The following is a 24,147-nucleotide window of genomic DNA, read 5'->3' on the forward strand; positions in this document are numbered from 1 at the left end:
AAAACAATGCACTTAGAGACGGATTAAAATTACCAATTGCTGATTGAATTCCAGATCTAAGGCAATCAAGTGTTTATCACGGTGCTTAGGGAAAGCGTAACAAAAGGCACTAAAAATGGGAGATTTTACGGGGGAATAGTAGGTTGGAGATATTTTTCTTTCGCACAAGAAAAAACGCCCCAGTCAAATACTGACTGGGGCGGCTGAATCAGCCTAATCCAATAACGTGAAACAAAAGGTCTGAAAGATAGAACATCTTACCTCTGTACCCTACAAGATTTAATGTACAACAATTGCTCAGAAATGAAAACCATTTTTGTAGTTTTTTTTCATGAACGTTTTATTAAAACACCCAAAATCTTCTTATGATTTAACTTTATTCGAGACAAAAAAAAGCCAGTGTTTGTGCACTGGCTCATACTAATTTACTCAATAAGGTCAAAAACTGATTAGTGGGCTTGATCCCAGTTGTCACCGTGGCCAGCTTCCGCGACAAGCGGTACTTCTAGCTCTGCAGCAGATTCCATCAATTGTTGTACTTTACTTTCAATTTCGGCTAAAGCTGACTCCTCCACCTCAAACACCAATTCATCGTGTACCTGCATAAGCAGTTTCACACGACCATCGCCTTCCGCTTGAATCCATTCATCAACCAACAGCATCGCTTTCTTAATGATATCTGCTGCTGTGCCCTGCATTGGCGCATTGATTGCCGCACGTTCAGCAGCCTTACGACGCATGCCATTTCGAGATTGAATCTCAGGAAGGTGCAGACGACGACCGTAAATGGTTTCAACAAAGCCTTGCTCTGAAGCCGCGCTGCGTGTGTCTTCCATATACTGCATCACACCTGGGTAACGCTCAAAGTAAGTATCCATGTAGTGTTGTGCTTCGCCACGAGGAATACCTAGCTGCTTAGCCAAACCAAAAGCACTCATGCCGTAGATAAGACCAAAGTTAACCGCTTTAGCACGACGACGCTGCTCAGTGGTCACACTCTCAATATCAACACCAATGATCTCAGCAGCCGTTGCCGCGTGGATATCTTTGCCTTGTTGGAATGCTTCCAGCAGCGCTTTGTCACCTGATAGGTGCGCCATAATACGCAATTCAATTTGAGAGTAATCGACCGCTAGAATCTTCCAACCATGTTGTGCAACGAATGCTTGGCGGATACGACGACCTTCTTCATTACGAATTGGGATGTTCTGTAGGTTTGGATCAGTCGAAGACAAACGGCCCGTCGCGGTCACCGCTTGATGATAAGACGTATGAACACGACCAGTCTCAGCGTTGATCATCTTCGGCAGTTTATCTGTGTACGTCGACTTAAGCTTCGCAAGACCACGATACTCAATGATCAACTTAGGTAGCGGGTAATCAAGCGCCAGCTCTTGAAGCACTTCTTCGTTGGTTGAAGGTGCACCTGATGGCGTTTTCTTGATAACTGGCAGACCCATTTTCTCAAACAGGATCGCTTGCAGTTGTTTTGGCGAGTTCATATTGAACTCTTGCTCTGCTATCTCGTAAGCTTTCTGCTCTAGCTCATCCAGACGAACCGCAATCTCTTGCGATTGAGCACCTAACAACATGTCATCAATGAATACACCTGTGCGTTCAATGCGAGACATCACAGGAATCAGTGGTACTTCGATTTCTTCATAGATGGTTTTTAGCTTTTCATCTTGCTCAATGTTTTCCATCAGGCGGTTATGAAGACGTAATGTCACATCAGCATCTTCTGCAGCGTATGGAGACGCCTCACCCAGTTCAATCTGGTTGAAAGTAAGCTGTTTCTTACCTTTACCTGCGATTTGCTCAAATGAGATGCAGCTGTGCTGAAGGAAACGCAGCGCTAGGCTGTCCATATCATGCTTGCCACCTACGCTATTGAAAACGTAAGACGCCAACATGGTGTCATGTTTAATACCCTTCATTTCGATACCGTAGCGCGCTAGCACACTCATATCGTACTTCAGGTTTTGACCCACTTTAGCTTGAGCATCATCTTCAAGAATCGGTTTAAGTTGTTCAAGTACCCAATCACGATCCAGCTGTTGCGGTGCATCTAGGTAATCATGAGCAACTGGTACGTAAGCGGCAACGCCCTCTTCCGTCGCAAATGATAAACCGACTAGATTCGCGACCATGTAATCAAGGCTGTCTGTCTCAGTATCAAAAGCAAACAATTCAGCTGCTTTAAGCTTTTCTAACCAAACATTGAATGACGCTTCATCTAGAATCGTTTCGTAGTTGCTACGATCAATCGTCACGGCAGACGTATTCATCTCTACAGTAGAAGCGCTGCTACGTACTGATCCAGCTCCCGCTGCGGAAGATTTCTCATCCGCCTCAACCACTCCGCTGCCACCTTCAAGGAGCTCGTTCAGCCAAGATTTGAAAACCAATTGACCGTATAGCTTGATCAACTCATCGATATTGGGTTGAGCTTTTACCAATGATTCTGGTGTCTCTTCAAGCTCAACATCTAGCTTGATTGTTGCAAGCTCGTAAGACATGTCAGCATTGGCTTTATTATCAGCCAGCTTCTTAGCCATCGTCTTCGAACCACGGAAACCAAGCGCCGCAATATCATCAAGATTCTGATACAACTTTTCGATACTACCAATGCCTTGCAGCAAAGCCGTCGCTGTCTTGTCACCCACACCCGGAACACCAGGGATGTTATCGACTTTATCACCCATCAGTGCCAAATAATCGATGATCAGTTCTGGCGGGATACCAAACTTCTCAATCACACCTTCGCGATCCATTACCACGTTGGTCATGGTGTTGATCAGAGTAACGTTGTCATCAACTAACTGCGCCATATCTTTATCACCAGTACTGATAAGTACAGGCATCCCCATCGCAGAAGCTTGAGAAGCAAGCGTACCAATCACGTCATCTGCTTCAACGCCAGGAATAGAGATAAGTGGCAAACCCATCGCACGAATCACATTGTGCAATGGTTCTATCTGGCAACGAAGATCGTCAGGCATAGGTGGGCGGTTTGCTTTGTACTCTGGGTACATGTCATCACGGAACGTTTTCCCTTTCGCATCAAAAATAACCGCAATACGATCAGAAGCAAATTGACGCATCATGCTGCGTAGCATGTTAACTACACCATAAACAGCGTTCGTTGGGATATCACCATTGCTCATGGTGCCAGGGTAAGCATGGAACGCGCGATATAGGTAAGAAGAGCCATCGATCAGAATCAATGGATTATCAGGAATACGAGCCATAATATTTGTGAATCCAGTAAGTACAGAAATTATCTGTTAAGAATGCCACGTCTGTTGGTTGGATTCCATGTTGTCGATCTGTATCCGTTCACTCGGTTGTATTCGTTATAATCGATTTGTTGTTATTTTTTGTTCTTAGACGCAAGCGTTCTGTGGATAACTCTGTTTATATTATTTATCCACCCTGTTGAGAAGTAAGGTTAACAAATCAAAAAACACCAACAAAACACTGATAATAAAGAATAATTTTACAGATCGAACATATGATCAACGATCTTTTTACGATCCTGCATTGTGGAAAAGAATGCTGATGGCGTTTTATTCATAAAAAAACGTGCCACTAAATATGCATATTGTTGAATTGGAGGTATAAAAAAAGCGACACCCGAAGATGTCGCCTAGCAAAAACTGGTAAAGCCATTCAAATTGAATACCACAGCTTTACCTAAAAGCTATAAATTACACTGGAAGCAATGTGAGCAATGTCGTGTCAAAAAGAACTTAGTACAAGTTCGCGAGAATTCTGTTGGGTAACCAAGTTGATACTTGAGTACTTAACATCCTTGTGAACATTTCCTCATTCCCTAAGACAGGGTTAATAATAATGATTCTCATTTAATAGTCAACAACTAAATGATAATAAATCTCATTAAATTCATTTTAAATGATTTATCACCCCGATAAAGCAAATCATTAAGCTGATAATTGCTTCACGAAATGGATTCGATTTTCATTAATCTCTTCTTTTTCTTCCAATTTTTCAATTCGATATCCATTTTTCAATAGTAAACACAGCATCGCAGGAAACTGGTTACGAGATTTTACTTTCAGCTGCTCATAACCCCGATCTTGTGCCCACTGCTCCTGAACATCTAATTGAGCCTGTGCGACCCCCTTATTTCTTGCAAGCGGTGACACACCACCAAACCAACTATAGAAAGTATTTGAGTTAAGCTCATAACCAATTTTAAAGCCGAGTAACACGTTCGCCTCTTCAGCCACTAAGATCAGGCTCTTTTTCCCTTCAAGCCGAGCTGCCAGTGAAGCGACACTCTCTTTTCTAGCAAATTCAGAGATCTGCTCGACAACAGACACAACCTCTCCCAGTGAACCTTCACGTACTATGACTGACATCTTCTTCCATCCTCATAAGCGAAAGGGCTGACACAATGGCCAACCCTTTTACTGAATATCACTTAAGTTAACGTTAAGTTGTTACTTTTCTTTTAAGTGCTTGGCTGCTTGTGCATTGTCTTCAGCAAGCCACTCTGCAACATCTTTAGCGAAGTAAGTCAGAATGCCATCAGCACCAGCACGCTTAAAGCACAGCAGTGATTCCATAACGGTGTCGCGTTCTTTCAGCCAACCGTTTTGAATTGCTGCTTTGTGCATCGCATACTCACCAGACACTTGATAAGCATACGTTGGTGCTTGAAGTTCATGTTTCACACGACGCACGATGTCTAAGTAAGGCATGCCTGGCTTAACCATCACCATATCCGCACCTTCATTAAGATCCATTGCCACTTCGTGAATCGCTTCATCGCTGTTGGCAGGATCCATCTGGTAGTTCTTCTTATTACCACCTTTCAGGTTCGAAGCACTGCCGACTGCATCACGAAATGGGCCGTAATAACACGATGCGTATTTCGCAGAGTACGCCATAATCTGAGTATGAATATAACCCGCTTCCTCTAACGCTTCGCGGATCTTACCAATACGACCATCCATCATATCCGACGGAGCAACCACATCTGCACCGGCTTCAGCATGCGATAACGCCTGCTGAATCAACACTTCAGTCGTTTCATCATTCATCACGTAACCATCTTCATCGATGATGCCGTCCTGCCCGTGAGTAGTAAATGGGTCCAGTGCAACATCAGTAATCACACCCATATTTGGCACGTGCTCTTTTAATGAACGTACCGCACGCTGCACTAAACCTTCTGAATTATGAGCTTCAGCCGCGCATAAGCTTTTAGCATCTTGGTTCACGACCGGAAACAGAGCAATCGCCGGAACACCCAATTTTGACAGGTAATCCGCTTCTTCAAGCATCAGATCGATCGACAAGCGTTCAACACCCGGCATTGACTCGACAGGCTCGCGGCGGTCTTTACCCATCAGGATAAACATTGGGTAGATGAGGTCATCCACAGACAATTGATTTTCTGCCATTAGGCGACGGCTAAAATCGTGTTTACGCATACGGCGCATACGGCGACCTGGGAATTGACCTTGAATTGAAACAGACACTAGATTCTCCTTGCCTAGTCTAAGCACCGAAATGCTTAGATATGAAAAGTGCTAAATACAGGCAAAAGCATATCACTGATGGCTCAGGACGCTAGCAGTAAAATATAAAACCCACTCAAAAACAGGGATAAATGGCAAAAAATGACCTTCTCCTCACACTGCCGTATACTCATGACAACTCAGTAAAGACTGCTTTCAGGACAAAATAATGATCGACACCCATGCTCATATCTACGCGAGCGAATTCGATGAAGACCGTGAACAAGTCGTGCAGCGCGCACTGGCTCAAGGTATTGATACCATTCTATTGCCGAACATCGATTTAGATTCTATCGAGCCAATGTTAGCGACGGAAGCTCAGTTTCCTGAGGTGTGCCGTTCAATGATGGGCTTACACCCTTGTTATGTGGATGCGAATATCGAGCAAACCCTCAAAACCGTTCGAGCTTGGTTCGACAAGCATAACTTCATCGCCGTGGGTGAGATCGGTATCGACTTGTACTGGGATAAAACCTTCAAGGCAGAACAAGAGATGGCTTTCGTGACTCAACTGCAGTGGGCAAAAGAGCTCGATCTTCCAGTGGTAATCCACACGCGTGATTCTATTGAAGAGACACTTGCCTTACTGCGTAAAGAACAAGACGGCAGCTTACGTGGCGTATTCCACTGCTTTGGCAGCAGCTTAGAGGAGGCCCAGGCAATCAACGAGCTAGGCTTTCACTTAGGTTTAGGCGGTGTATCGACCTTTAAGAACTCAGGAATGGACAAGGTGATTCCACATCTTGATATGAATTACGTCATTCTAGAGACAGATTGCCCATACTTGGCACCAACACCGAATCGCGGTAAACGTAATGAGCCAGCCTACACGGAGTTGGTAGCAAAACGCATCGCTGAATTGCGTGGAATTACCCTTGAAGAAGTCGACAGTATAACGACCAGCAACGCTAAATTACTGTTTGGTTTATAATATCAATCGCAGTAAATCATCAGAAATAACGCAGTGATCGAGCTTTAAAACAAGTGAGCGTAACCCGTTATTTATGACGAAGGTATAATCGACATTCGATAAACAGACACAATAAAAAAGCGGCCTCGGGCCGCTTTTTTATTGTGTCACTTTTGCTGAAGGACTCTAGCAATTATACTCTTACAGCAGAATCAAGACTCAGCTTCTTCCTCTTCATCCGCATCTGGTTTACGCACATAGAAACGCGCGAAGAACAGACCGATCTCAAACAGAATACACATTGGAATCGCCAACAGTGTCTGCGAGATCATATCGGGAGGTGTCAGCATCATACCGACGATAAAAGCACCGACAACAATGTACGGACGCTTTTCAGACAGAGCCTTAGGCGTTGTCGCCCCCGTCCAACATAACAAGATAATCGCTACTGGTACTTCAAAGGCAATACCAAAAGCAAAGAACAGCGCGAGTACAAAATCGAGATAACTTGATATGTCTGTTGCGAACTCTACCTGCCCTAAGGAAATAGCCGTGAAGAAACTAAATACCAATGGGAATACTACGAAGTAAGCAAACGCCACACCACAGTAAAACAGCAAAGAACTTGAAGCCAATAACGGCATGATCAAGCGTTTTTCATGCTTGTACAAACCCGGAGCAACAAAGGCCCACACCTGATACAAAATAAACGGCACCGCGACAAAAATAGACGCGATTAAGGTTAGTTTTAGCGGTGTAAAAAATGGCGATGCAACATCCGTTGCGATCATCGTCGCCCCTTCAGGCAGACGATCTACCAAAGGTGCTGATACGAATTCATAAATATCATTAGCAAAATAAATTAGCCCGACAAATATCACTAGAACGGCGACAATCGCGCGTAGTAGGCGATTACGTAATTCTAGAAGATGGCTAATTAAAGGCTGTGTCTGCTCAGTCGAAGACATGTCAAACCTCTTAAACAGGAAGATCGAAAAGGAGCCGCGCACCTATCTATCCAGTTGAATTGGTATCCACTTGAATAGTTATCTACTTGAATAGCTATCGATTTAAACATCTAGCGACTCAAGCATCTGGCGACTCCTCCTTGCGAGACTATTCGGCTTTCTTATCTGACGGTGCTGAAGCTTCGCTGTTGACCTGAATGGTTTCAGATTCCACAGTTTCCGTGACACTAGGTTCAGTCTCACTTGGCTTATCAGACTCAGGCTTAGCATACGGACGTTGAACTTGAGCAGCGGCCTGCTTGAGTTCATCGACTGACGCTTTTAGGTCTGGAGATAAATCTTCCATACCCATTTTTTCCGCCTTGCGTAGGTTTTCTTGCAGCTCTTGCACCTTAAGCTCGTGAGAAAGTTCATCTTTCACACTGTTTGCCATGCTTTTCGCTTGTCCAACAAACTTGGAAATACTACGAATCGCCACGGGCAAACGCTCAGGTCCTAAAACCACTAACCCAACGACAGATATTAATACCAGTTCCCAAAAACCGATATCAAACACGATTTACGCCTGCTCTTTGTCTTTCTTTGTTTCAGCAGTTGTTTCAGCGCTAGCTTCTGTCTTCTGCTGTTCAATATTCTTTGGTTCGAAGTCTGCATCTTTCTTATCTGCAGGCTTGTCTTCATCGCTCATCGCTTTTTTGAAGCCTTTCACCGCTGAACCTAAGTCACCACCCATACCGCGCAGTTTCTTTGTTCCGAAAAGTAAAATTACAATTACAGCAATGATTAGAAGTTGCCAAATACTGATACCACCCATTGTCATTGTCCTCGGGTCTGTCTACACATAAAAAATATTAAGAGAGTCTACTGTCTAACGACGGTAAGCTCGCCAACTAAGCAACCAAAATGTGACACCTGCGATGCCACAGCCCATAGATAGCTGCTCATAAGGGCTTGAAACTAATATTGCGGAGCATACGACTAAAGTGGCTCCAACGCCAAACAAAAACTTTCCAGTTGCTTGCTGGCGCTTACTATCTCGGTAACCTTGATAAAGCTGATCCATTCTGTGGTTCATCGCTTTACCTTGGCGCAAGCTGTCATAAAGCAGCTCTGGCAGCTCTGGCAGTTTTTCTGCCCAGAATGGCGCGCGCTCTTTTACTGCATTGATCACAGCTTGCGGCCCCACCTGATTCATCATCCAGGTTTCAAGGAAAGGCTTGGCGGTTGCCCACAAATCAAGTTGCGGATACAACTGACGACCTAGCCCTTCCACATACAACAAGGTCTTCTGTAGAAGTACCAACTGAGGCTGAACCTCCATGTTGAAACGTCTTGCTGTATTAAATAAGTTTAGCAACACATGGCCAAATGAGATCTCGCCAAGTGGTTTTGCAAAAATTGGCTCACACACCATGCGAATCGCGAACTCAAAGTCGTTGACGTTGGTGTCGTGTGGCACCCACCCCGAATCAACGTGCAGCTCAGCGACTTTACGATAATCTCGGTTGAAGAAAGCCAGCAGGTTTTCTGCTAAATAACGCTTATCTTCACTGTTGAGTGTGCCGACAATGCCACAATCCAAACCAATCCACTGCGGGTTATCTGGATTTTCTGGATTAACGAATACGTTGCCCGGGTGCATGTCTGCATGGAAAAAGCTGTCTCGAAATACTTGGGTGAAGAATACGGTCACACCACGTTCCGCGAGCAATTTCATGTTGGTGCCGTTGGAGTTTAACGTCTCAATATCCGAAACCTGAATACCATAGATTCGCTCTGACACCATCAAGGTTTCACTGCTTAAATCAGGGATAACCTCTGGAACATACAGCTCTTCACTGCCTTCAAAATTACGTCGTAGTTGAATCGCATTGGCCGCCTCTCGGCGCAGGTCTAGTTCATCAAGTAACGTTTTTTCGTACTCGTGAACGACTTCAACCGGTTTCAAACGACGTGCTTCAGGAAGCGACTTAGCGACTATACGCGCCATTCGGTGCATCAGTTTTAGATCTGCGTCAATCACCGGGCGAATATCAGGGCGAATAACCTTCAGAACAATCTCGCGACCACTCTCCTTGAGCTTCGCGGTATGCACCTGAGCGATAGAAGCAGAAGCCAATGGCTCGATATCAAAGTCGGTAAACCAGTTATCTAGGCTACCACCGAGCGCTTTTTCCATGTCTCGCTTAGCCAATTGACCATCAAATGGCGCCACTTGGTCTTGTAATAAAGCCAATTGGTCAGCGATATGAGGAGGAAATAGGTCGCGACGCGTTGACATCATCTGACCAAACTTAATCCAAACAGGCCCTAATTCTTGCAACGCTAAACGCAAGCGATGACCCAACTCTTTATCTTGATGTTTGTTCTTGAGCCAAAACAGTGACTTTCTCGCCAGCAAAGGAGCCTTGGTCAACTGGTGCTCAGGCATCAACTCATCAAGGCCGTATTCCAACTGTACCTTGATAATATGATAAAGACGTTTCAGTTCTGTTGGGGTCATGCTTTCTCCAACAGAGCGTTCAGTTTAGCTTCAAGACGTGCAGCTGAGCTTTTCACGTCGTCAACCTGATCGCAAAAATGTGCCACTTCTAATGGCGCTGGTGCAATCTTCCACTCTTCAGTTAATACCTGAGCGAGATGGTTTTGATGCTTAGTCGCTTGCTTAGCCACAAGGCCACCAACATTCTTAACGCCTTGTACCAAGGTATGGGCAACCACATCTCCAGTCACGCGCGATAGCCACTCTTCCAAGTCAGGCTTGCAGTCTGTCATTAGCTGAGCAAATTTCTGAGCCAGTTGAATATCACCCTCTAAGATCAGCTTATCTTGCTTGATCAACTTGGTGATGTTCGATTGCTCACGCAGTTCTGGCAGTACCGAGAGGTTCAAAGATAGGTAGCAATCAGGTTGTCCTTCGTAGTCAGACAACACATCGATTTGTTGGCTAAAAACGAAAGTGAGAGTTTTGTTCAGCTCTTTCAAATTAACTTGAATGATCTGCCCCTTTAAACGAGACAAACGACGAACCAAAGCTGGATCATCGTTCACGAAAGTATTTAAAGAGGTTTCAATAACCGCGGTGACCAATGGATCAAATGGCATGACTGTCCTTACCTTTGAAAACGGATAAGCGTTAACCTATCCGTTGTATCTTTATTCTTATTTTTTAGCACACTCAACGAGCCTGCTACCAAGTTCGACTAGAACTTGTAACCACGGTGCAGCGCAACAATGCCGCCCGTTAGGTTGAAGTATTTAGTATTTTCAAAACCCGCTTCTTGCATCATGCCTTCCAAGGTTTCTTGGTTAGGGTGCATACGGATTGATTCTGCAAGGTAACGATAGCTATCTGCATCGTTAGCAATCAGCTCACCCATTTTTGGCAATAGGTGGAAAGAGTATGCATCGTAAACCTTTGATAGTGGCTCAAGCACTGGCTTAGAAAACTCAAGAACCAACAGACGACCGCCCGGCTTAAGTACGCGGTACATTGAACGCAGCGCTTGGTCTTTGTCGGTAACATTACGCAGACAGAAGCTGATGGTAATGCAATCGAAGTAGTTATCTGGGAAAGGCAGCTCTTCAGCATTGGCTTGAACGTAATGTACGTTGCCAACAATACCGCTATCACGCAGTTTATCGCGGCCAACATTCAGCATTGAGTTGTTGATATCAGCAAGAACCACGTGGCCTTTTTCACCAACGATGCGCGAGAATTTCGCAGTAAGGTCGCCAGTACCACCACCAAGATCGAGGATACGTTGACCAGGGCGCACGCCACTGCAATCAATCGTGAATCGCTTCCACAAGCGGTGAACACCACCCGACATTAAGTCATTCATGATGTCGTATTTAGCGGCTACAGAGTGAAATACCTCTGCTACTTTCGCGACTTTTTGGTCTTTCGCGACTGTTTCGAAACCAAAGTGTGTGGTTTCTGACTCTACTGCTGAATTTGTCTGCACGCTTGTGTCCATAATGCTGTTATCTACCATGGTAAGTTCTCATCGACAGTACACTCTCTCTTTAGAGGCGCTGCGGCCGATTAGTTTACTTTATCCTCAGCGGGTTGTCTTTCTACTAAGGAGGCATTTTCTGAAAAAGCCTCATTTTGAGCGATTTCCGCCAAGCCAACCGAGATAGGTTTCTTCACCTCAACACCCAATTGCTTAAAGCTTTCGGCCTGACGAATCACGTTACCACGACCAGTCACCAGCTTATTCATGGCACCTTGGTAGCTTTGATTAGCTCTGTCTAATGAGCTACCAAGACCTTCCATATCATCAACAAACAAGCGCAGCTTGTCGTAAAGTTTGCTCGCCCGCTCCGCAATGATTTGTGCATTCTGGTTCTGTCTTTCGTTGCGCCACAAGTTATCAATGGTACGCAGTGCCACCAGCAAGGTCGTAGGGCTGACCAAGATAATGTTTTGTTCCATCGCGTCTTTGACCAAGCTAGGGTCAGCTTGAATCGCGACTTGAAACGCGGGTTCTACCGGAATAAACATCAATACATAATCAAGGCTCTGTATACCTTTGAGCTGATGATAATCCTTCTGACTCAAGACTTTAATATGCGCTCGCAGTGAAGCTAGATGATCACGCAGTGCTGCGTCGCGTTGTTGATCGGTCTCAGCGTTGAAGTAGCGCTCAAATGCCACCAAAGCCATTTTCGAATCGACCACCACTTGCTTATCTTGTGGCAGATGGACAATTACATCGGGTTGATAACGCTTGCCGGCATCGTTTTGCAGGTTCACCTGCGTTTGATATTCATGGCCTTCTCGTAAGCCAGAATCCGCCAACACGCGAGCCAGTACCACCTCGCCCCAGTTACCTTGTTGTTTATTATCACCCTTTAGCGCTTGAGTCAGGTTAACCGCTTCACGCGTCATGCTCTCATTGAGGCGCTGCAAGTTTTTAAGCTCATGCACTAAGGTGTGACGCTCTTTGGCTTCTTGGCTAAAGCTATCATTAACCTGCTTCTTAAAGCCCTCTAACTGCTCTCTCAGCGGTGATAACAAACCCTCTAGGCTTTGCTTGTTCTGTTGATCGACCTTAGCGGTTTTGCTCTCAAACAGTTGATTCGCTAACAGTTCAAACTGCTGCTTCAATCGGGACTCTGCCTGCTCTAACAGCTGCAGTTTTTCACTGTTGGCGAGATTTTCTTGGTCGTGCCTAGCTTCTTGCTCGCGAAGCTCAGCCTCCAACTCAGACTTATGCTCCTTAAGAACATTGATATCATCGGCATACTGCTGACGCTCTTGCTTCACGGCTTCAAAATAGCGCAGCTTCTCCATCGCAGCCATCACCTTGCCATGCGCCTGCTTAAGTTCAAATGCCGCTTTGTCTCGATCATCATCCAACTCATTGAGCTCTTGTTGTGCCTCTGCGAGTGAAGATTTGAGCTGAGATTGTTGTGACTCATGCAGCAAACGGTCGGACTCTAATTGCTGTTCAAGAAGTCGCTGCTGAAAAGAGAACTTCAGTTTGATCCACCAACCCACGACACCGCCGCTGACGAGCGCGCCGGAAATAGCAGCAATAAGCGTTGCCTGATGTTCGATAATCCATTGCATGATAATGATTTAGCCTAATTGGAAATAACTCATTAAAGGGTATTTTGATACTGGATAAATGTCCAGTTTGCCGTATTAAAATTCGACAGATAGACTAAGCGCTCCGTATTCTGCCCCATCAAATTAGAATGAGTTGCTATGAACGAACGTCGTGCCTTGGGCTTTGGCCTTGCTGCGGTATTACTGTGGTCAACAGTCGCTACTGCTTTTAAGCTGACCCTTGCTGAGTTTTCACCGATTCAAATGCTGACCATCGCCAGCATTGTGTCGTCGATTGCGCTGATCGCAGTCTGCGCGTTTCAAGGCAAGCTTTCTCAGCTGAGTACCACGTTTCTTTCAAACCCTTGGTATTACTTACTGCTCGGTTTGGTTAACCCACTGGCCTATTACCTGATTCTATTCAAAGCCTACGACCTGCTGCCTGCATCTCAAGCTCAAGCCATTAACTACAGCTGGGCTATCACGCTAACCTTAATGGCTGCGGTGTTTCTGGGACAAAAGATTCGTAAACAAGATTGGATTGCGTGTACCTTCAGCTATGCGGGTGTGGTAGTCATTGCCACCAAAGGTGATGTATTAGGCATGCAGTTCGATAGCCCACTCGGTGTGGCACTGGCGCTGCTTTCAACCTTGCTTTGGGCGGGCTACTGGATTCTCAATACCAAAAACAAGGCTGACCCGGTGGTGGGTGTATTACTTGGGTTCTTAGTGGCATTGCCCTTCGCGATCGGTTTAACCATTTACGAAGGCGAGAGTTTTAGCCAAATCACAGCGAAAGGTTGGATGGCTGTGACTTATGTTGGCCTGTTCGAGATGGGCATTACCTTTGTCTTGTGGCTATCAGCACTCAAGCTAACCAACAATACGGCACGTATCAGCAACCTAATTTTTGCCTCACCGTTTATTTCGCTAATGCTACTTTCAACCATCATTGGCGAAGAGATTCACCCAGCGACACTGTTTGGCTTACTGCTAATCATTGCTGGTTTGGTGATTCAACAGATCAAGTTTTCAAAGAAAAACCCTACGTAAATAAGAGCTAAAAGACTCGATTGAGCACGAAAAGCTATCGATATAGTCTAATTTTCTCAATTAGATGTTAGATACAAAAATGGCGAGTCATATGACTCGCCATTTTTCTGTAAGATAACATTAAGTTGTAAGTCTCAATGTTCGATATTCAACCGTTGTTTTTCATATCAAATTTGGACTTAAATATCATGAAAAACAAGATCATAAATATAAAATCATTTACGCCATAAATTGTGTAAAACACGCCAGCCATCGTATCCGCTTCATATACTGGTGATAGCGTATTATTGGAAAGCCAATTCACCCAAACAACCACATAAACCAACTTTTCAATAAAGAAAGCACCAGCAAGATATTTGATGTTCGCATTGATTGTTGCAGCCCCAAGGTACGCTAGACCCCAAACGACGATCATAATCAGTCCAAAGTTGGACATTACTACGGGATCGGCTTCGTTAATGGCACTATTCGTAAAAAAGCGTGAAAACAGTAAAACAGCACCAACATTCATCGCTCCTGCTGCCAATAGAATGCTTTTTACTTTTGTCTGATTCATTGCAAACCCCTCATTTAAATAATTAAAACATCAATCACTTATAATCTTTATCATTTGTGACGAAGTCATTCTTTCTACTGACTGAAAATGTTCTAAATGAATAAGCTTAGCCAGTGCCACTGTGCTATACGTTTTGGCCTGCAACCCAACCAGACGACCACGTCCATTGGAAGTTATAGCCCCCTAACCAACCCGTTACGTCCATTACTTCACCGATAAAGTAGAGGCCAGACACACTCTTACACTCCATGGTTTTCGAAGATAGGTGATCAGTATCCACTCCGCCTAGAGTCACTTCGGCAGTTCGATAACCTTCCGTGCCATTGGGTGCAATTTTCCAGTTCTCTAGGTGCTCAACGATGCCACTAAGCTGCTTTTCGTTGAACTGTTTAAGCGGCTTGTCTTCAAGCTCTTTACGATCAATCAGCACTTCCACAAAACGCTTTGGTAGTGCTTTCGCCAAGGTATTTTTCAGGCTCTGATTTGGGTGTTTCTCGCGAGAATTTTCAAGCAGTTCAGCAACGTCCACTTCAGGTACTAGGTTGATAGAAACCGACTGACCCGCTTTCCAGAATGAAGAGATTTGCAGTACCGAAGGACCAGATAAGCCGCGGTGCGTAAACAGCAACGCTTCTTTAAATAAAGTGCCGTCTTGCGCTGTGATCTCAGCAGGAATTGCGATACCAGAAAGCTCAGCGAAAGCTTCTTTGTCTTCTTTATGCAGAGTGAATGGCACTAAACCTGCAATAGTTGGCATTACAGACAAACCAAACTGCTCTGCAATCTTATAGCCAAATGGCGTTGCGCCTAGCTTAGGCATAGACAAACCGCCTGTCGCTACAACGAGTGAGTCACACTCAACTTCGTCGGTATTGAGGTGCACCTTGAAGCCAGCGTCTGTTTTTTCGATGGAGTGAACATCACAACGGTAGCGTTGTTCGACTTTCGCTTGCTTACACTCGTCAAGCAGCATGCTCACGATGTCTTTTGCTGTGTGGTCATTCACACAGAACAACTGACCGTGATCGCGCTCTTCGAACTCAATGCCGTACTTGCTCACCATCGAGATAAAATCCCAGTTGGTGTATTGAGATAAAGCTGACTTCACGAAGTGAGGGTTGTTACACAGGAAATTGTTGGCTGAAACATCATAGTTAGTAAAGTTACAACGACCGCCACCTGAGATTAAAATTTTTCTGCCCGGTTTCTTTGCATGATCAACCACCAGCACTCGTCGGCCGCGTTTGCCCGCTTCCGCAGCGCACATTAAGCCCGCGGCGCCCGCACCAATTACGATTACATCAAATTTTTCACTCATGTGGTTCTGCTTTTCTTCACTTGTGCAGCCCGAGTACGCCCTGTTCTCGAAATGCCATCAATAAAAAAGGATGTGCATAAACAGCACATCCTTACTAATTGCTCGCTATTTTAGCGGCAATTTTAAACTTTGCAATTGATGTTCAATTGTACGATTTGCAGACAGCAGCAAGCCACTGTTTGGCTTGGCGAACCAACAACCGAAGCTTTACACCAAAAATCTAAGCTCTACTTCAATCGTAGTAAATGGCTTAGACGATGAAAGAAGACAGCAACGTTACACCTAACAGAGCAGAAGAGAGTATGAATAACTGCCTTACACGATCGCACTTCGACGTAAAAACTTCGTCGTGATGGTGGTGATACTCTTTGCTTTTGATGTAACTAAACAGACGAACCTGTTTGGTCATATTGCCATGGGTTGTGAAAAAACCGCCTCCATCTACTTGTTGATATAGTAGAGGGTGTGCTTCTCGCATAATATAAATGAGTGTTCTTAGCGCAGTAAAATAACGCGCCCAGTTCACACAAGTCACAACCATTAGTGCAAATAGAATAGTGTCGCCGCTGATCATCCTTTCCTCCTTACATCTTCATAAGAAAACTCAAAAGAAAAAGATAATCAGTGTCTTTCTCGTACTACCTAAACGGCAGGAGCTTCCATAATTGAAGATGAACCATCTTTTGCCAATTGCGCTAGGTCTTTATCAATAAAGAACAATGCTTTACCGTCTTCACCAACAAGCTCTAGCTTATCCAATACACCTTTAAACAACTTCTCTTCTTCGTGTTGCTCTGCAACGTACCATTGCAGGAAGTTAAAGGTTGAGTAATCTTGTGTGCTGAAAGCAACGTGAGCCAGTTTGTTGATCTTTTGAGTAATCATTTGCTCATGTTCGTAAGTTTCACGGAACACAGCCCCAAGGCTATCAAATTCATGTTTTGGCGCTTCAATCGCACCTAAAATTGGCATTGCACCTGTCTCACTTACGTAAGTAAAAAGACGCTGCATGTGTTCCATTTCTTCTACTGCATGAACACGCAGAAACTCTGCTGCACCTTCAAATCCTTTGTCTTCACACCAAGCACTCATTTGTAAGTATAGGTTGGATGAGAAAAATTCTAGATTAATTTGATCGTTCAGTTGCTCTACCATAGTTTTTGATAGCATTTAAGACTCCTAATTACATCTTCAGTTTTCTCTACTATATCACTATTTTATGAATATCTCGCAGGCCATTAGTTAACCAATATTTCGAGCAAACATTACGCAAGACAGTGGATATGAGATCACTTCAGCAAAAAAAGGGATTGCATAGTGCTAGTCTTTAGTTAGGCAATGAATAGAAGAGGTAGCGATATGAGTTACAAACATATTTTGGTCGCAGTCGATTTATCAGATGACAGCAAATTACTTGTGGATAAAGCGGTAGCATTGGCTAAGCCATTGGAAGCCAAAGTCTCTTTTATCCATATCGATATTAATTATGCAGAGCTCTATACCGGCCTTATTGATATCAACATGGCAGAAACCCAGCACAACGCGATGGAAGCATCTCGAGTTCAGCTACAAAATTTTGCAGAACACGCTCAATACCCGATTACCCACACCTTAGTGGGCAGCGGCGACCTGAGTCATGAACTGTGTGACACCATCAATGAATTCAATGTTGATTTAGTGGTTTGTGGGCACCATCAAGACTTCTGGAGCAAATTGCTCTCTTCAACACGACAACTGATCAATGCCTCGCCGGTTGATATGCTGGTCGTGCCTCTAAGAGATTCAGAAGACTAATGAATTAAGGTTAGGTAACATACAGCTCATATCTTATTAACGAAGTTTTTATATGAGCTATTTAGCTAGTGTTACCCTCTTATGGGCCTTCTCTTTTAGCCTGATCGGCGTTTACCTTGCTGGTCAGGTTGATTCTTGGTTCTCTGTATTAATGCGTGTTGCCCTTGCTGGCATTGTATTTCTTCCTTTCCTGAAGTTTCGAGGTATCTCGCGTAAGCTGATAGCTAAGTTGATGACGATTGGTGGTATCCAGCTTGGGCTGATGTACTGCTTCTATTACCAATCTTTCTTGCTGCTATCCGTTCCTGAAGTCCTTCTGTTTACCGTTTTTACCCCAATTTACGTCACGCTTATTTATGACTTCCTCAAAGGACAATTCTCTCCGTGGTATTTAGTGACAGCGGCGATTGCTGTATTGGGCGCTGTATTCATTAAATTCGCGGGTATCAACGAAAACTTTTTAGTCGGTTTCCTCGTAGTCCAAGGTGCAAACCTGTGCTTTGCTATCGGCCAAGTTGCTTACAAAGTAGTGATGGAGAAGGAATCGACAGAGTTACCTCAGCGCACAGTATTTGGTTACTTCTATTTGGGTGCGTTATGCGTCGCTTCGGTTGCTTTCATACTCTTAGGTAACCCTGAGAAGCTGCCAACAACCACGCTTCAATGGGGCATCCTGATTTATCTTGGCTTGATTGCTTCGGGGCTAGGTTACTTTATGTGGAATAAAGGTGCATGCATGGTGAATGCTGGTGCACTGGCTGTAATGAACAACGCCTTAGTTCCAGCCGGCCTTGTAGTGAACATTCTGATTTGGAACAGAGACGTCGACTTGGTTCGATTGGCCATTGGCGGCGCGGTTATCTTGTTCTCTCTGTTCGTCAACGAGACATGGGTGAAAAAGCGTGTTGCGAGATCCACAAGCAACGCCTAACCGCTTTCACTGAGCTAAGTGAACTAAACTAAGCTAACTAAACTAAGCTAAGTGAACAGAGCTAAATGAGTTAGCTCTGATAACCCAAAAAAGCAAAAGAGCGACCTAAGGTCGCTCTTTTTAAATCATCGTTGTAGCAATAAGTTATCCGTACCAGTTTCAGTGAATGTGACTATGGCTCACTACCTGAGTCTTGGTTTCAGTGAAAGCGACGTCATCAAGTTGTAGGTTGATACGTTCAAGGTTACTTTCCAGTTTTTGACTTTTCTTAAACAGCTTTTGCTGCTTCTTAATCATCTTCGCGAGTTTTTTGTTGTACTTCTCTTGTTTTTTGGCCGCTTTCTTCGCTCGCTTGAGGTCGGCTTTTTCATCACCACTCGCATTAGCGATTCGTTTTTTCAGTTTGGCTTTTTTCTGTGGTGCTTTTTTATCTACAACATCAGCGGCAATATCAGCAACGGCTGGATCGAACATTTGAACAACAGGTTCAAGAGTCTCGTTGATTTCAGCAAGTGATAGCTCGGGTACAGGTAATGTTTCCGCTAACAGGCCGCATGCGGCTTTTTCTTCAACGGGTTTATTTTGACAACCAAGAGGTGGAATTGCGGTTGGTTTGCATAGGTTAGCTTGATCCGCCGAAGAACGCGCACAAGAACGACACACAAACTTAGGTTCAGTAACCAAGCTGTGGATCTCTCCTAGGTGTTCAGTGATATCTCGACGGTTTAACTTACAAAAGCGTTTAGCCATGCTACAACTCCAGCTAAGAATAATAATGATTCTTAGTTAGATATACATCCGTAACGCGACTATCGCAAGTGTTAAATGGTGATTTATCGTATTTATGACGGAAAATTTTCTTAGTGTGTCTCTAAGTCATTGATGCTTTCACATACACATCAAAGCGGTTCTTTTTAGTTTCGATTGCCATGCTCGGTTTTTGCTCGTCTAACCATGCTGCGTAATCCGGTCTTTTGACCACAACGCGCTTAGTTGCCAGCTTCATCGCAGGCTCAAACAAGCCATCGGCATCCAGGTCGGCGCCAACCAAAGATTGGAATACTCGCATCTCTTTCTTAACCAAAGCCGACTTCTTCTTGTTCTCTGGGTGTGGGTACATAGGATCGAGGTACACCACATCAGGCTGTTCGAAGTTAGGGTCGTTGCTAAGTTTATCCAGCGCATCGTGACTTGAAGCGTGAATCAACTTCATACGTTCGCTAACCCAACCGCCGATATCTGGGTCTTTTTTTGCTCTCTGCAGGCCGTCATCCAATAATGCAGCCACAACTGGATGTCGCTCTACCATCTGCACTTTACAGCCCAACGAAGCCAATACAAATGCGTCACGCCCTAAGCCTGCTGTACCATCAAGAATAGTTGGCGTTGCGCCTTTGTTTAGACCTGCCGCCTTAGCAATTGCCTGACCTTTACCACCACCAAACTTACGTCTGTGGCCGACTGCGCCTCCGACTAAATCAACAAAAATAGCGCCAAGCTTAGGTTCATCGACTTTACGTAGCTCAAGTCGCTCGCGAGTCAGTACCAAGGCAAACTCGCTACTTTCATCATGAGATAAATTCCAACGGGTCGCTAAGTCATTTAAATGATCGATTTGGGTAGCATCTTCGCAAATCAGTTGTAATTGCAAGGTCGTCTCCAACAGACAGTAGTATTCAAAACAAAAGAGGCAACCAGTTTACCTGATTGCCTCAACAATACATATTAGCGGTGAAAAGTATTCCCAGCTCGGTCGGCTTACCTAAAACAATTACTCTATCTCTCGTTCTTGCCTTAACTCTTCAACAAGCTCAGCCAGTGGCTTCGGTCGACCAATAACATAGCCCTGAGCATAGTTAACACCGAGTTCAATTAACTTATCGAGAATCTGAGTATTTTCAACAAATTCAGCCACCGTGTGCTTGCCCATCTGCTTCGCTAAATCATTGATCGAACGAACCATCACATAGTCCATCTCGTTAACATCAATATCACGCACAAACAGGCCATCAATTTTCACAATATCAACGGGCAATGCCTTCAGATATCCGAATGACGACAAGCCTGAACCAAAATCATCCAGAGCAATCAAACAGCCGAGCTCTTTAATTCGAGTAAAGAAGTTGATTGCCTGCTTCATATTACTCATGGCGGCCGTTTCAGTGATCTCTAAACAAACCTTATGGCAAGGCACTGATGAGCTCGCCAAACTTTCAATCAAGAATTCAACAAACTCTCGGTTACCCATCGAGTGACCAGAAAGGTTTATCGAACACATCCCCAAATCATCAACGAGATGTGGGCGTTGCTCCAACCAATTCAACGTCTGACTGACGACTTGGCGATCAATCAAATGCGCGATGTTATAGCGCTCGGAGGCTGGCATGAAGATCCCCGGTGAAATGTACTCACCTTGGACGTTCTTGATCCGCACCAGTATCTCAAAGTGCATTTTGTTGCTATTTTCCTCTAGACCAAGAATACGTTGGGCAAATAACTCCAAGCGATCATTGGCTAAGGCTTCGTGTACCAAGTTAACGCATTCCATTTCTAAATGGCGACGGCGCAGATCTTCATCATCTAGATGATAAAGGTGATAACGATTTCGCCCTTCCTCTTTAGCGGCATGGCAAGCGGCATCCGCCTGTGCATGCACCATTTGTGATGAAGCGGCAGTATGGTCAATCAATCGAATTCCGATAGAACAAGTAAGATTGAGGTGAATATCACCCCATAAGAATGGATTCTCACTCATCATCGATATAATACTGTGACAGACATTGACAGCATCTCGCTCAGTACAGTCTTTGATTAGTACCGCAAACTCATCTCCCCCCATCCGAGCTAACACAGCATTGTAAGGAAGCACATCTTCTATCAGATTAGCGCTAAATAAAATCGCGGCATCACCCGCTTCATGCCCAGCAGTATCGTTCAGTACCTTCAATTGGTCCAAATCTAAGAACAACATCGCATGAGTTCTCATATGACTCTCAACCTCTTTCAGCGCCTTTTGTAGCTCTTGCTCAAAGTGGTTGCGGTTGAAAGTGTCTGTAAGCAGGTCATAACGCGCTTGGTATTCTAACTTTTCAGAAAGTTCGCGGGTTTCGGTAATGTCTTCTCCAACAATCAACAGCTGACCCGAGTCGACCAGTGGACGAATATTTTCACGAATCCAGATCGTTCTACCGTCCGCATGACGATACTCGATATCACGGCGCCACACGCCGCGAATTTTGTGCTGTGGTTGCAACAAGATATGACGAGGAATCATCGCGTTCTCATCCACATAAAATTCTCTAGGGCGATGCCCCAAAAGCAGATCAAGTGGATAACCTAGTAATTCTTCAGCAAACTGGTTCACTTGCTGAATGCGATTATTGACATCCAGTGTAATCATCATCACCGGTTGCTTGTCGTAATACAGTTTGAGATTCGCTTCACGTTGGAACAATTTGTTCTCAGCAAGCTTTCGTGAGGTAACATCACGAGCTTCAAATAAGAACTGAATGGTGTCCTCTTCACTGCTCGGCATCGGCTTTAAAGAGATATCTAGCACCATTCCACCACGATCACGGCACCATACCTCAGCCTCAAATCGTAAGGTTGGATAATCATCCCTTTCAGCAAAATACTCCTTCAGCGCTTCGCCCGCGGCATCCTCCCAATATTCTTGGAGAGGTGTTCCTAATTTATAACCTTGATTATAAAGAAGCTCATGCAGCTTACTGTTGCTCGACAGCAGTACACCGCCTTTATCAAGAATACCCATGTACTGTAGACTTTGATCGAATATCGACTCCAGTAACAGCTGGCTTTGTCGGCTAGCACGCTCACTTTTCTTGAGGCGGTTGAGGTAGTAAACCAAGGTCGCAATAACACACGACATAACCAGAAACAGCAAACCTATTGTTCGAATTTCATCGTGATAACGCACCAAGAATGACTGAGGCTTATTGAGAAAAGTAATTGAAGCTTCATTCTCAGTTCCCAGCCCCCAGCGTGACATCTGTTGGTAGTCGAGTTTAATTTCCGATGCGCCAGGTGCGACTAAAGGCAGAGGTTCATTTGGGTTTGCTAATACCTTTAGTAAAACACGTCCCGTATCTCGACCTTGCGTTTCACCACTTTGAATAACACCGCCTATCGCCCCAAAACCCAACCCCAAATCGTGCACCATATACAGTGGCATTTGGGTTTTAATGTTCAATTGTCGCCAGTCTTCAACGCTACTCACGTTGCCTTTAGCATCGCGATAATATGCCCAAAAGAGTAAGCTCTGATCTAGATCGGTTCGCTGAGAAAACGCAATTAACTCTTGGTAAGAGTCAGGCACATAGTGCTCCAGCAAATCGGAAAAGTTGGGGTGAGCCTCAATAGAACGATCGATTTGTGAGCGGATAGCCTCACCTGTTACTGAATGGTCAGTAACAATGTATATCTTCTTTACGTTTGTTTGAAGGCGCTTAATTAGCTCAATATTACCCAATAAATCAATATCTTCAGTAATGCCCGTCGCGTTCAAACCTTCAATCATTTCAGGGGAGAAATTGTTGATGCCACCAAAGATTACTGGCGTATTTTTGAGATCGGGCGCAAGGCGCTTCATTAAATTAAGGGCGTTATTGTCACTGACCACAACCGCAGCAAATTCTTCATGCATCAACTTGGTGTGATAAAGCTGATAAACGCGCTCTAAGTATTCTGGGTTTTGAGTTCGTTTACTATCCAAATAAACAACTCGATACGATAGTCGGTCACGGTCCAGTTCTTCTGATAATCCTTTGTGGAAATCATCAGTCCAGAAAAAACCCTGATGATAAGAGTGAATAACCAACACATCTTTTGTTTGAGCTGAAACAAAAGCACTCCAACACATAACAATCAAAAACAACGAAAATCGCACTGAATTCACCCTAACACTATAGTTGCTGCTAATATTATCACCCTTGGCTATGATGTGTACTAAAGCCGGTATGTTTTTTATTCACCCTAAGGATTATGCATGTCCACAACTACAGCTCGTCTGGATGATCTAGACCGTGCCATTCTCAAAACCTTAATGGAAGATGCGCGCACGCCTTATGCTGAAATGGCAAAGAAATTCGATGTCAGCCCCGCGACGATTCACGTTCGTATCGAAAAGATGAGATCGGCCGACATTATTGAGCGAACCGAGGTTGTGGTAAACACCAAGAAGCTTGGTTACGACGTGTGTTGTTTTATTGGTATCAACCTCAATGCAGCTCGTGATTACCACTCAGCCATTGCCAAGCTAAATGCGTTAGACGAAGTGGTTGAGGCGTACTACACCACTGGCGCCTACAACATTTTCGTAAAGCTGATGTGTAAATCGATCGAAGAGTTGCAGTTCGTACTGATCGATAAATTGCAGGCGATTGACGAGGTTCAATCGACTGAGACACTGATTTCATTGCAGAACCCTATCAACCGCAATGTAAATCCATAATCGTTTGATAAATCGATACAAAAAGAGCCTCACAAGGA

Annotated in this window: 22 protein-coding genes; 5 read left to right on the plus strand and 17 right to left on the minus strand. The window is 44.5% G+C overall.

Annotation, left to right across the window (positions count from 1 at the left end; genetic code table 11):
• Positions 1-449: 449 nt before the first annotated feature.
• The 3 genes from polA to hemB form a co-directional block, all read right to left on the minus strand.
• Positions 450-3,251, minus strand: coding sequence for a DNA polymerase I (polA, locus tag AB4180_RS06605; protein ID WP_102249027.1), 2,802 nt, complete (start codon positions 3,249-3,251; stop codon positions 450-452).
• 693 nt (positions 3,252-3,944) lie between these two features.
• Positions 3,945-4,385, minus strand: coding sequence for a GNAT family N-acetyltransferase (locus AB4180_RS06610; protein WP_102249028.1), 441 nt, complete (start codon positions 4,383-4,385; stop codon positions 3,945-3,947).
• 81 nt (positions 4,386-4,466) lie between these two features.
• The gene (gene hemB / locus AB4180_RS06615) at positions 4,467-5,510 is read right to left on the minus strand and encodes a porphobilinogen synthase (protein ID WP_009848049.1); all 1,044 of its coding nucleotides are present in this window, start codon (positions 5,508-5,510) and stop codon (positions 4,467-4,469) included.
• 208 nt (positions 5,511-5,718) lie between these two features.
• On the opposite strand from hemB, the gene AB4180_RS06620 reads away from it, so the two are divergent.
• On the plus strand, positions 5,719-6,480 hold the full coding sequence (locus AB4180_RS06620) for a TatD family hydrolase (RefSeq protein WP_102249029.1): 762 nt from the start codon (positions 5,719-5,721) through the stop codon (positions 6,478-6,480).
• A gap of 191 nt (positions 6,481-6,671) precedes the next feature.
• Here AB4180_RS06620 and tatC read toward each other — a convergent pair whose 3' ends face one another.
• The 7 genes from tatC to rmuC all read right to left on the minus strand — a co-directional run bounded on the left by tatC (position 6,672) and on the right by rmuC (position 13,008).
• Positions 6,672-7,427 (minus strand): twin-arginine translocase subunit TatC, encoded by a 756-nt coding sequence (gene tatC / locus AB4180_RS06625; protein ID WP_009848051.1) that lies wholly within the window; start codon positions 7,425-7,427, stop codon positions 6,672-6,674.
• Between the two features lie 148 nt (positions 7,428-7,575).
• Complete coding sequence (gene tatB, locus AB4180_RS06630; protein ID WP_004735566.1) at positions 7,576-7,983, minus strand: Sec-independent protein translocase protein TatB; 408 nt, start codon at positions 7,981-7,983, stop codon at positions 7,576-7,578.
• Between the two features lie 3 nt (positions 7,984-7,986).
• Complete coding sequence (gene tatA, locus AB4180_RS06635) at positions 7,987-8,241, minus strand: Sec-independent protein translocase subunit TatA (protein WP_009848052.1); 255 nt, start codon at positions 8,239-8,241, stop codon at positions 7,987-7,989.
• A gap of 54 nt (positions 8,242-8,295) precedes the next feature.
• The gene (gene ubiB, locus AB4180_RS06640) at positions 8,296-9,930 is read right to left on the minus strand and encodes a ubiquinone biosynthesis regulatory protein kinase UbiB (RefSeq protein WP_102249030.1); all 1,635 of its coding nucleotides are present in this window, start codon (positions 9,928-9,930) and stop codon (positions 8,296-8,298) included.
• Positions 9,927-10,532: an SCP2 domain-containing protein gene (locus tag AB4180_RS06645; protein ID WP_017099242.1), complete on the minus strand. Its 606-nt coding sequence runs from the start codon at positions 10,530-10,532 to the stop codon at positions 9,927-9,929. Before AB4180_RS06645 ends, ubiB begins: the two co-directional genes overlap by 4 nt.
• A 98-nt stretch (positions 10,533-10,630) precedes the next feature.
• Entirely contained in the window at positions 10,631-11,410 is a 780-nt protein-coding gene (gene ubiE / locus AB4180_RS06650; protein WP_029222994.1) for a bifunctional demethylmenaquinone methyltransferase/2-methoxy-6-polyprenyl-1,4-benzoquinol methylase UbiE, read from the minus strand.
• Positions 11,411-11,475: 65 nt separating this feature from the next.
• Positions 11,476-13,008: a DNA recombination protein RmuC gene (gene rmuC / locus AB4180_RS06655; protein WP_017099241.1), complete on the minus strand. Its 1,533-nt coding sequence runs from the start codon at positions 13,006-13,008 to the stop codon at positions 11,476-11,478.
• 138 nt (positions 13,009-13,146) lie between these two features.
• Here rmuC and AB4180_RS06660 point away from each other — a divergent pair, with 138 nt between their 5' ends.
• Positions 13,147-14,040, plus strand: a complete 894-nt coding sequence (locus AB4180_RS06660) for a DMT family transporter (RefSeq protein WP_017099240.1) — start codon at positions 13,147-13,149, stop codon at positions 14,038-14,040.
• 148 nt (positions 14,041-14,188) lie between these two features.
• Here AB4180_RS06660 and AB4180_RS06665 read toward each other — a convergent pair whose 3' ends face one another.
• The 4 genes from AB4180_RS06665 to ftnA all read right to left on the minus strand — a co-directional run bounded on the left by AB4180_RS06665 (position 14,189) and on the right by ftnA (position 17,084).
• Positions 14,189-14,596 (minus strand): hypothetical protein, encoded by a 408-nt coding sequence (locus AB4180_RS06665; RefSeq protein WP_017099239.1) that lies wholly within the window; start codon positions 14,594-14,596, stop codon positions 14,189-14,191.
• Between the two features lie 124 nt (positions 14,597-14,720).
• Complete coding sequence (locus AB4180_RS06670) at positions 14,721-15,914, minus strand: NAD(P)/FAD-dependent oxidoreductase (protein ID WP_017099238.1); 1,194 nt, start codon at positions 15,912-15,914, stop codon at positions 14,721-14,723.
• Between the two features lie 250 nt (positions 15,915-16,164).
• Positions 16,165-16,488: a universal stress protein UspB gene (gene uspB / locus AB4180_RS06675; protein WP_009848060.1), complete on the minus strand. Its 324-nt coding sequence runs from the start codon at positions 16,486-16,488 to the stop codon at positions 16,165-16,167.
• 68 nt (positions 16,489-16,556) lie between these two features.
• Positions 16,557-17,084 carry a non-heme ferritin gene (gene ftnA / locus AB4180_RS06680; RefSeq protein ID WP_004735556.1) on the minus strand — a complete coding sequence of 176 codons (528 nt, stop codon included), beginning with the start codon at positions 17,082-17,084 and terminating at the stop codon, positions 16,557-16,559.
• 189 nt (positions 17,085-17,273) lie between these two features.
• On the opposite strand from ftnA, the gene uspA reads away from it, so the two are divergent.
• On the plus strand, positions 17,274-17,708 hold the full coding sequence (uspA, locus tag AB4180_RS06685; protein ID WP_009848061.1) for a universal stress protein UspA: 435 nt from the start codon (positions 17,274-17,276) through the stop codon (positions 17,706-17,708).
• A gap of 52 nt (positions 17,709-17,760) precedes the next feature.
• Positions 17,761-18,639, plus strand: coding sequence for a carboxylate/amino acid/amine transporter (locus AB4180_RS06690; protein ID WP_009848062.1), 879 nt, complete (start codon positions 17,761-17,763; stop codon positions 18,637-18,639).
• A 159-nt stretch (positions 18,640-18,798) separates the two neighbouring features.
• On the opposite strand, the gene AB4180_RS06695 is transcribed toward AB4180_RS06690, so the two are convergent.
• The 3 genes from AB4180_RS06695 to AB4180_RS06705 form a co-directional block, all read right to left on the minus strand.
• Positions 18,799-19,389, minus strand: a complete 591-nt coding sequence (locus AB4180_RS06695; RefSeq protein ID WP_017099237.1) for a hypothetical protein — start codon at positions 19,387-19,389, stop codon at positions 18,799-18,801.
• Between the two features lie 121 nt (positions 19,390-19,510).
• Positions 19,511-20,290: a class I SAM-dependent methyltransferase gene (locus AB4180_RS06700; protein WP_017099236.1), complete on the minus strand. Its 780-nt coding sequence runs from the start codon at positions 20,288-20,290 to the stop codon at positions 19,511-19,513.
• A 120-nt stretch (positions 20,291-20,410) separates the two neighbouring features.
• Positions 20,411-23,518, minus strand: coding sequence for an EAL domain-containing protein (locus tag AB4180_RS06705; RefSeq protein ID WP_347231267.1), 3,108 nt, complete (start codon positions 23,516-23,518; stop codon positions 20,411-20,413).
• A 126-nt stretch (positions 23,519-23,644) separates the two neighbouring features.
• Here AB4180_RS06705 and asnC point away from each other — a divergent pair, with 126 nt between their 5' ends.
• Entirely contained in the window at positions 23,645-24,109 is a 465-nt protein-coding gene (gene asnC / locus AB4180_RS06710) for a transcriptional regulator AsnC (protein WP_009848066.1), read from the plus strand.
• The last annotated feature ends 38 nt before the right edge of the window (positions 24,110-24,147 follow it).

The sequence above is a fragment of the Vibrio sp. 10N.286.49.C3 genome, from assembly GCF_041469545.1.
GTDB classification, from domain to species: domain Bacteria; phylum Pseudomonadota; class Gammaproteobacteria; order Enterobacterales; family Vibrionaceae; genus Vibrio; species Vibrio tasmaniensis_A.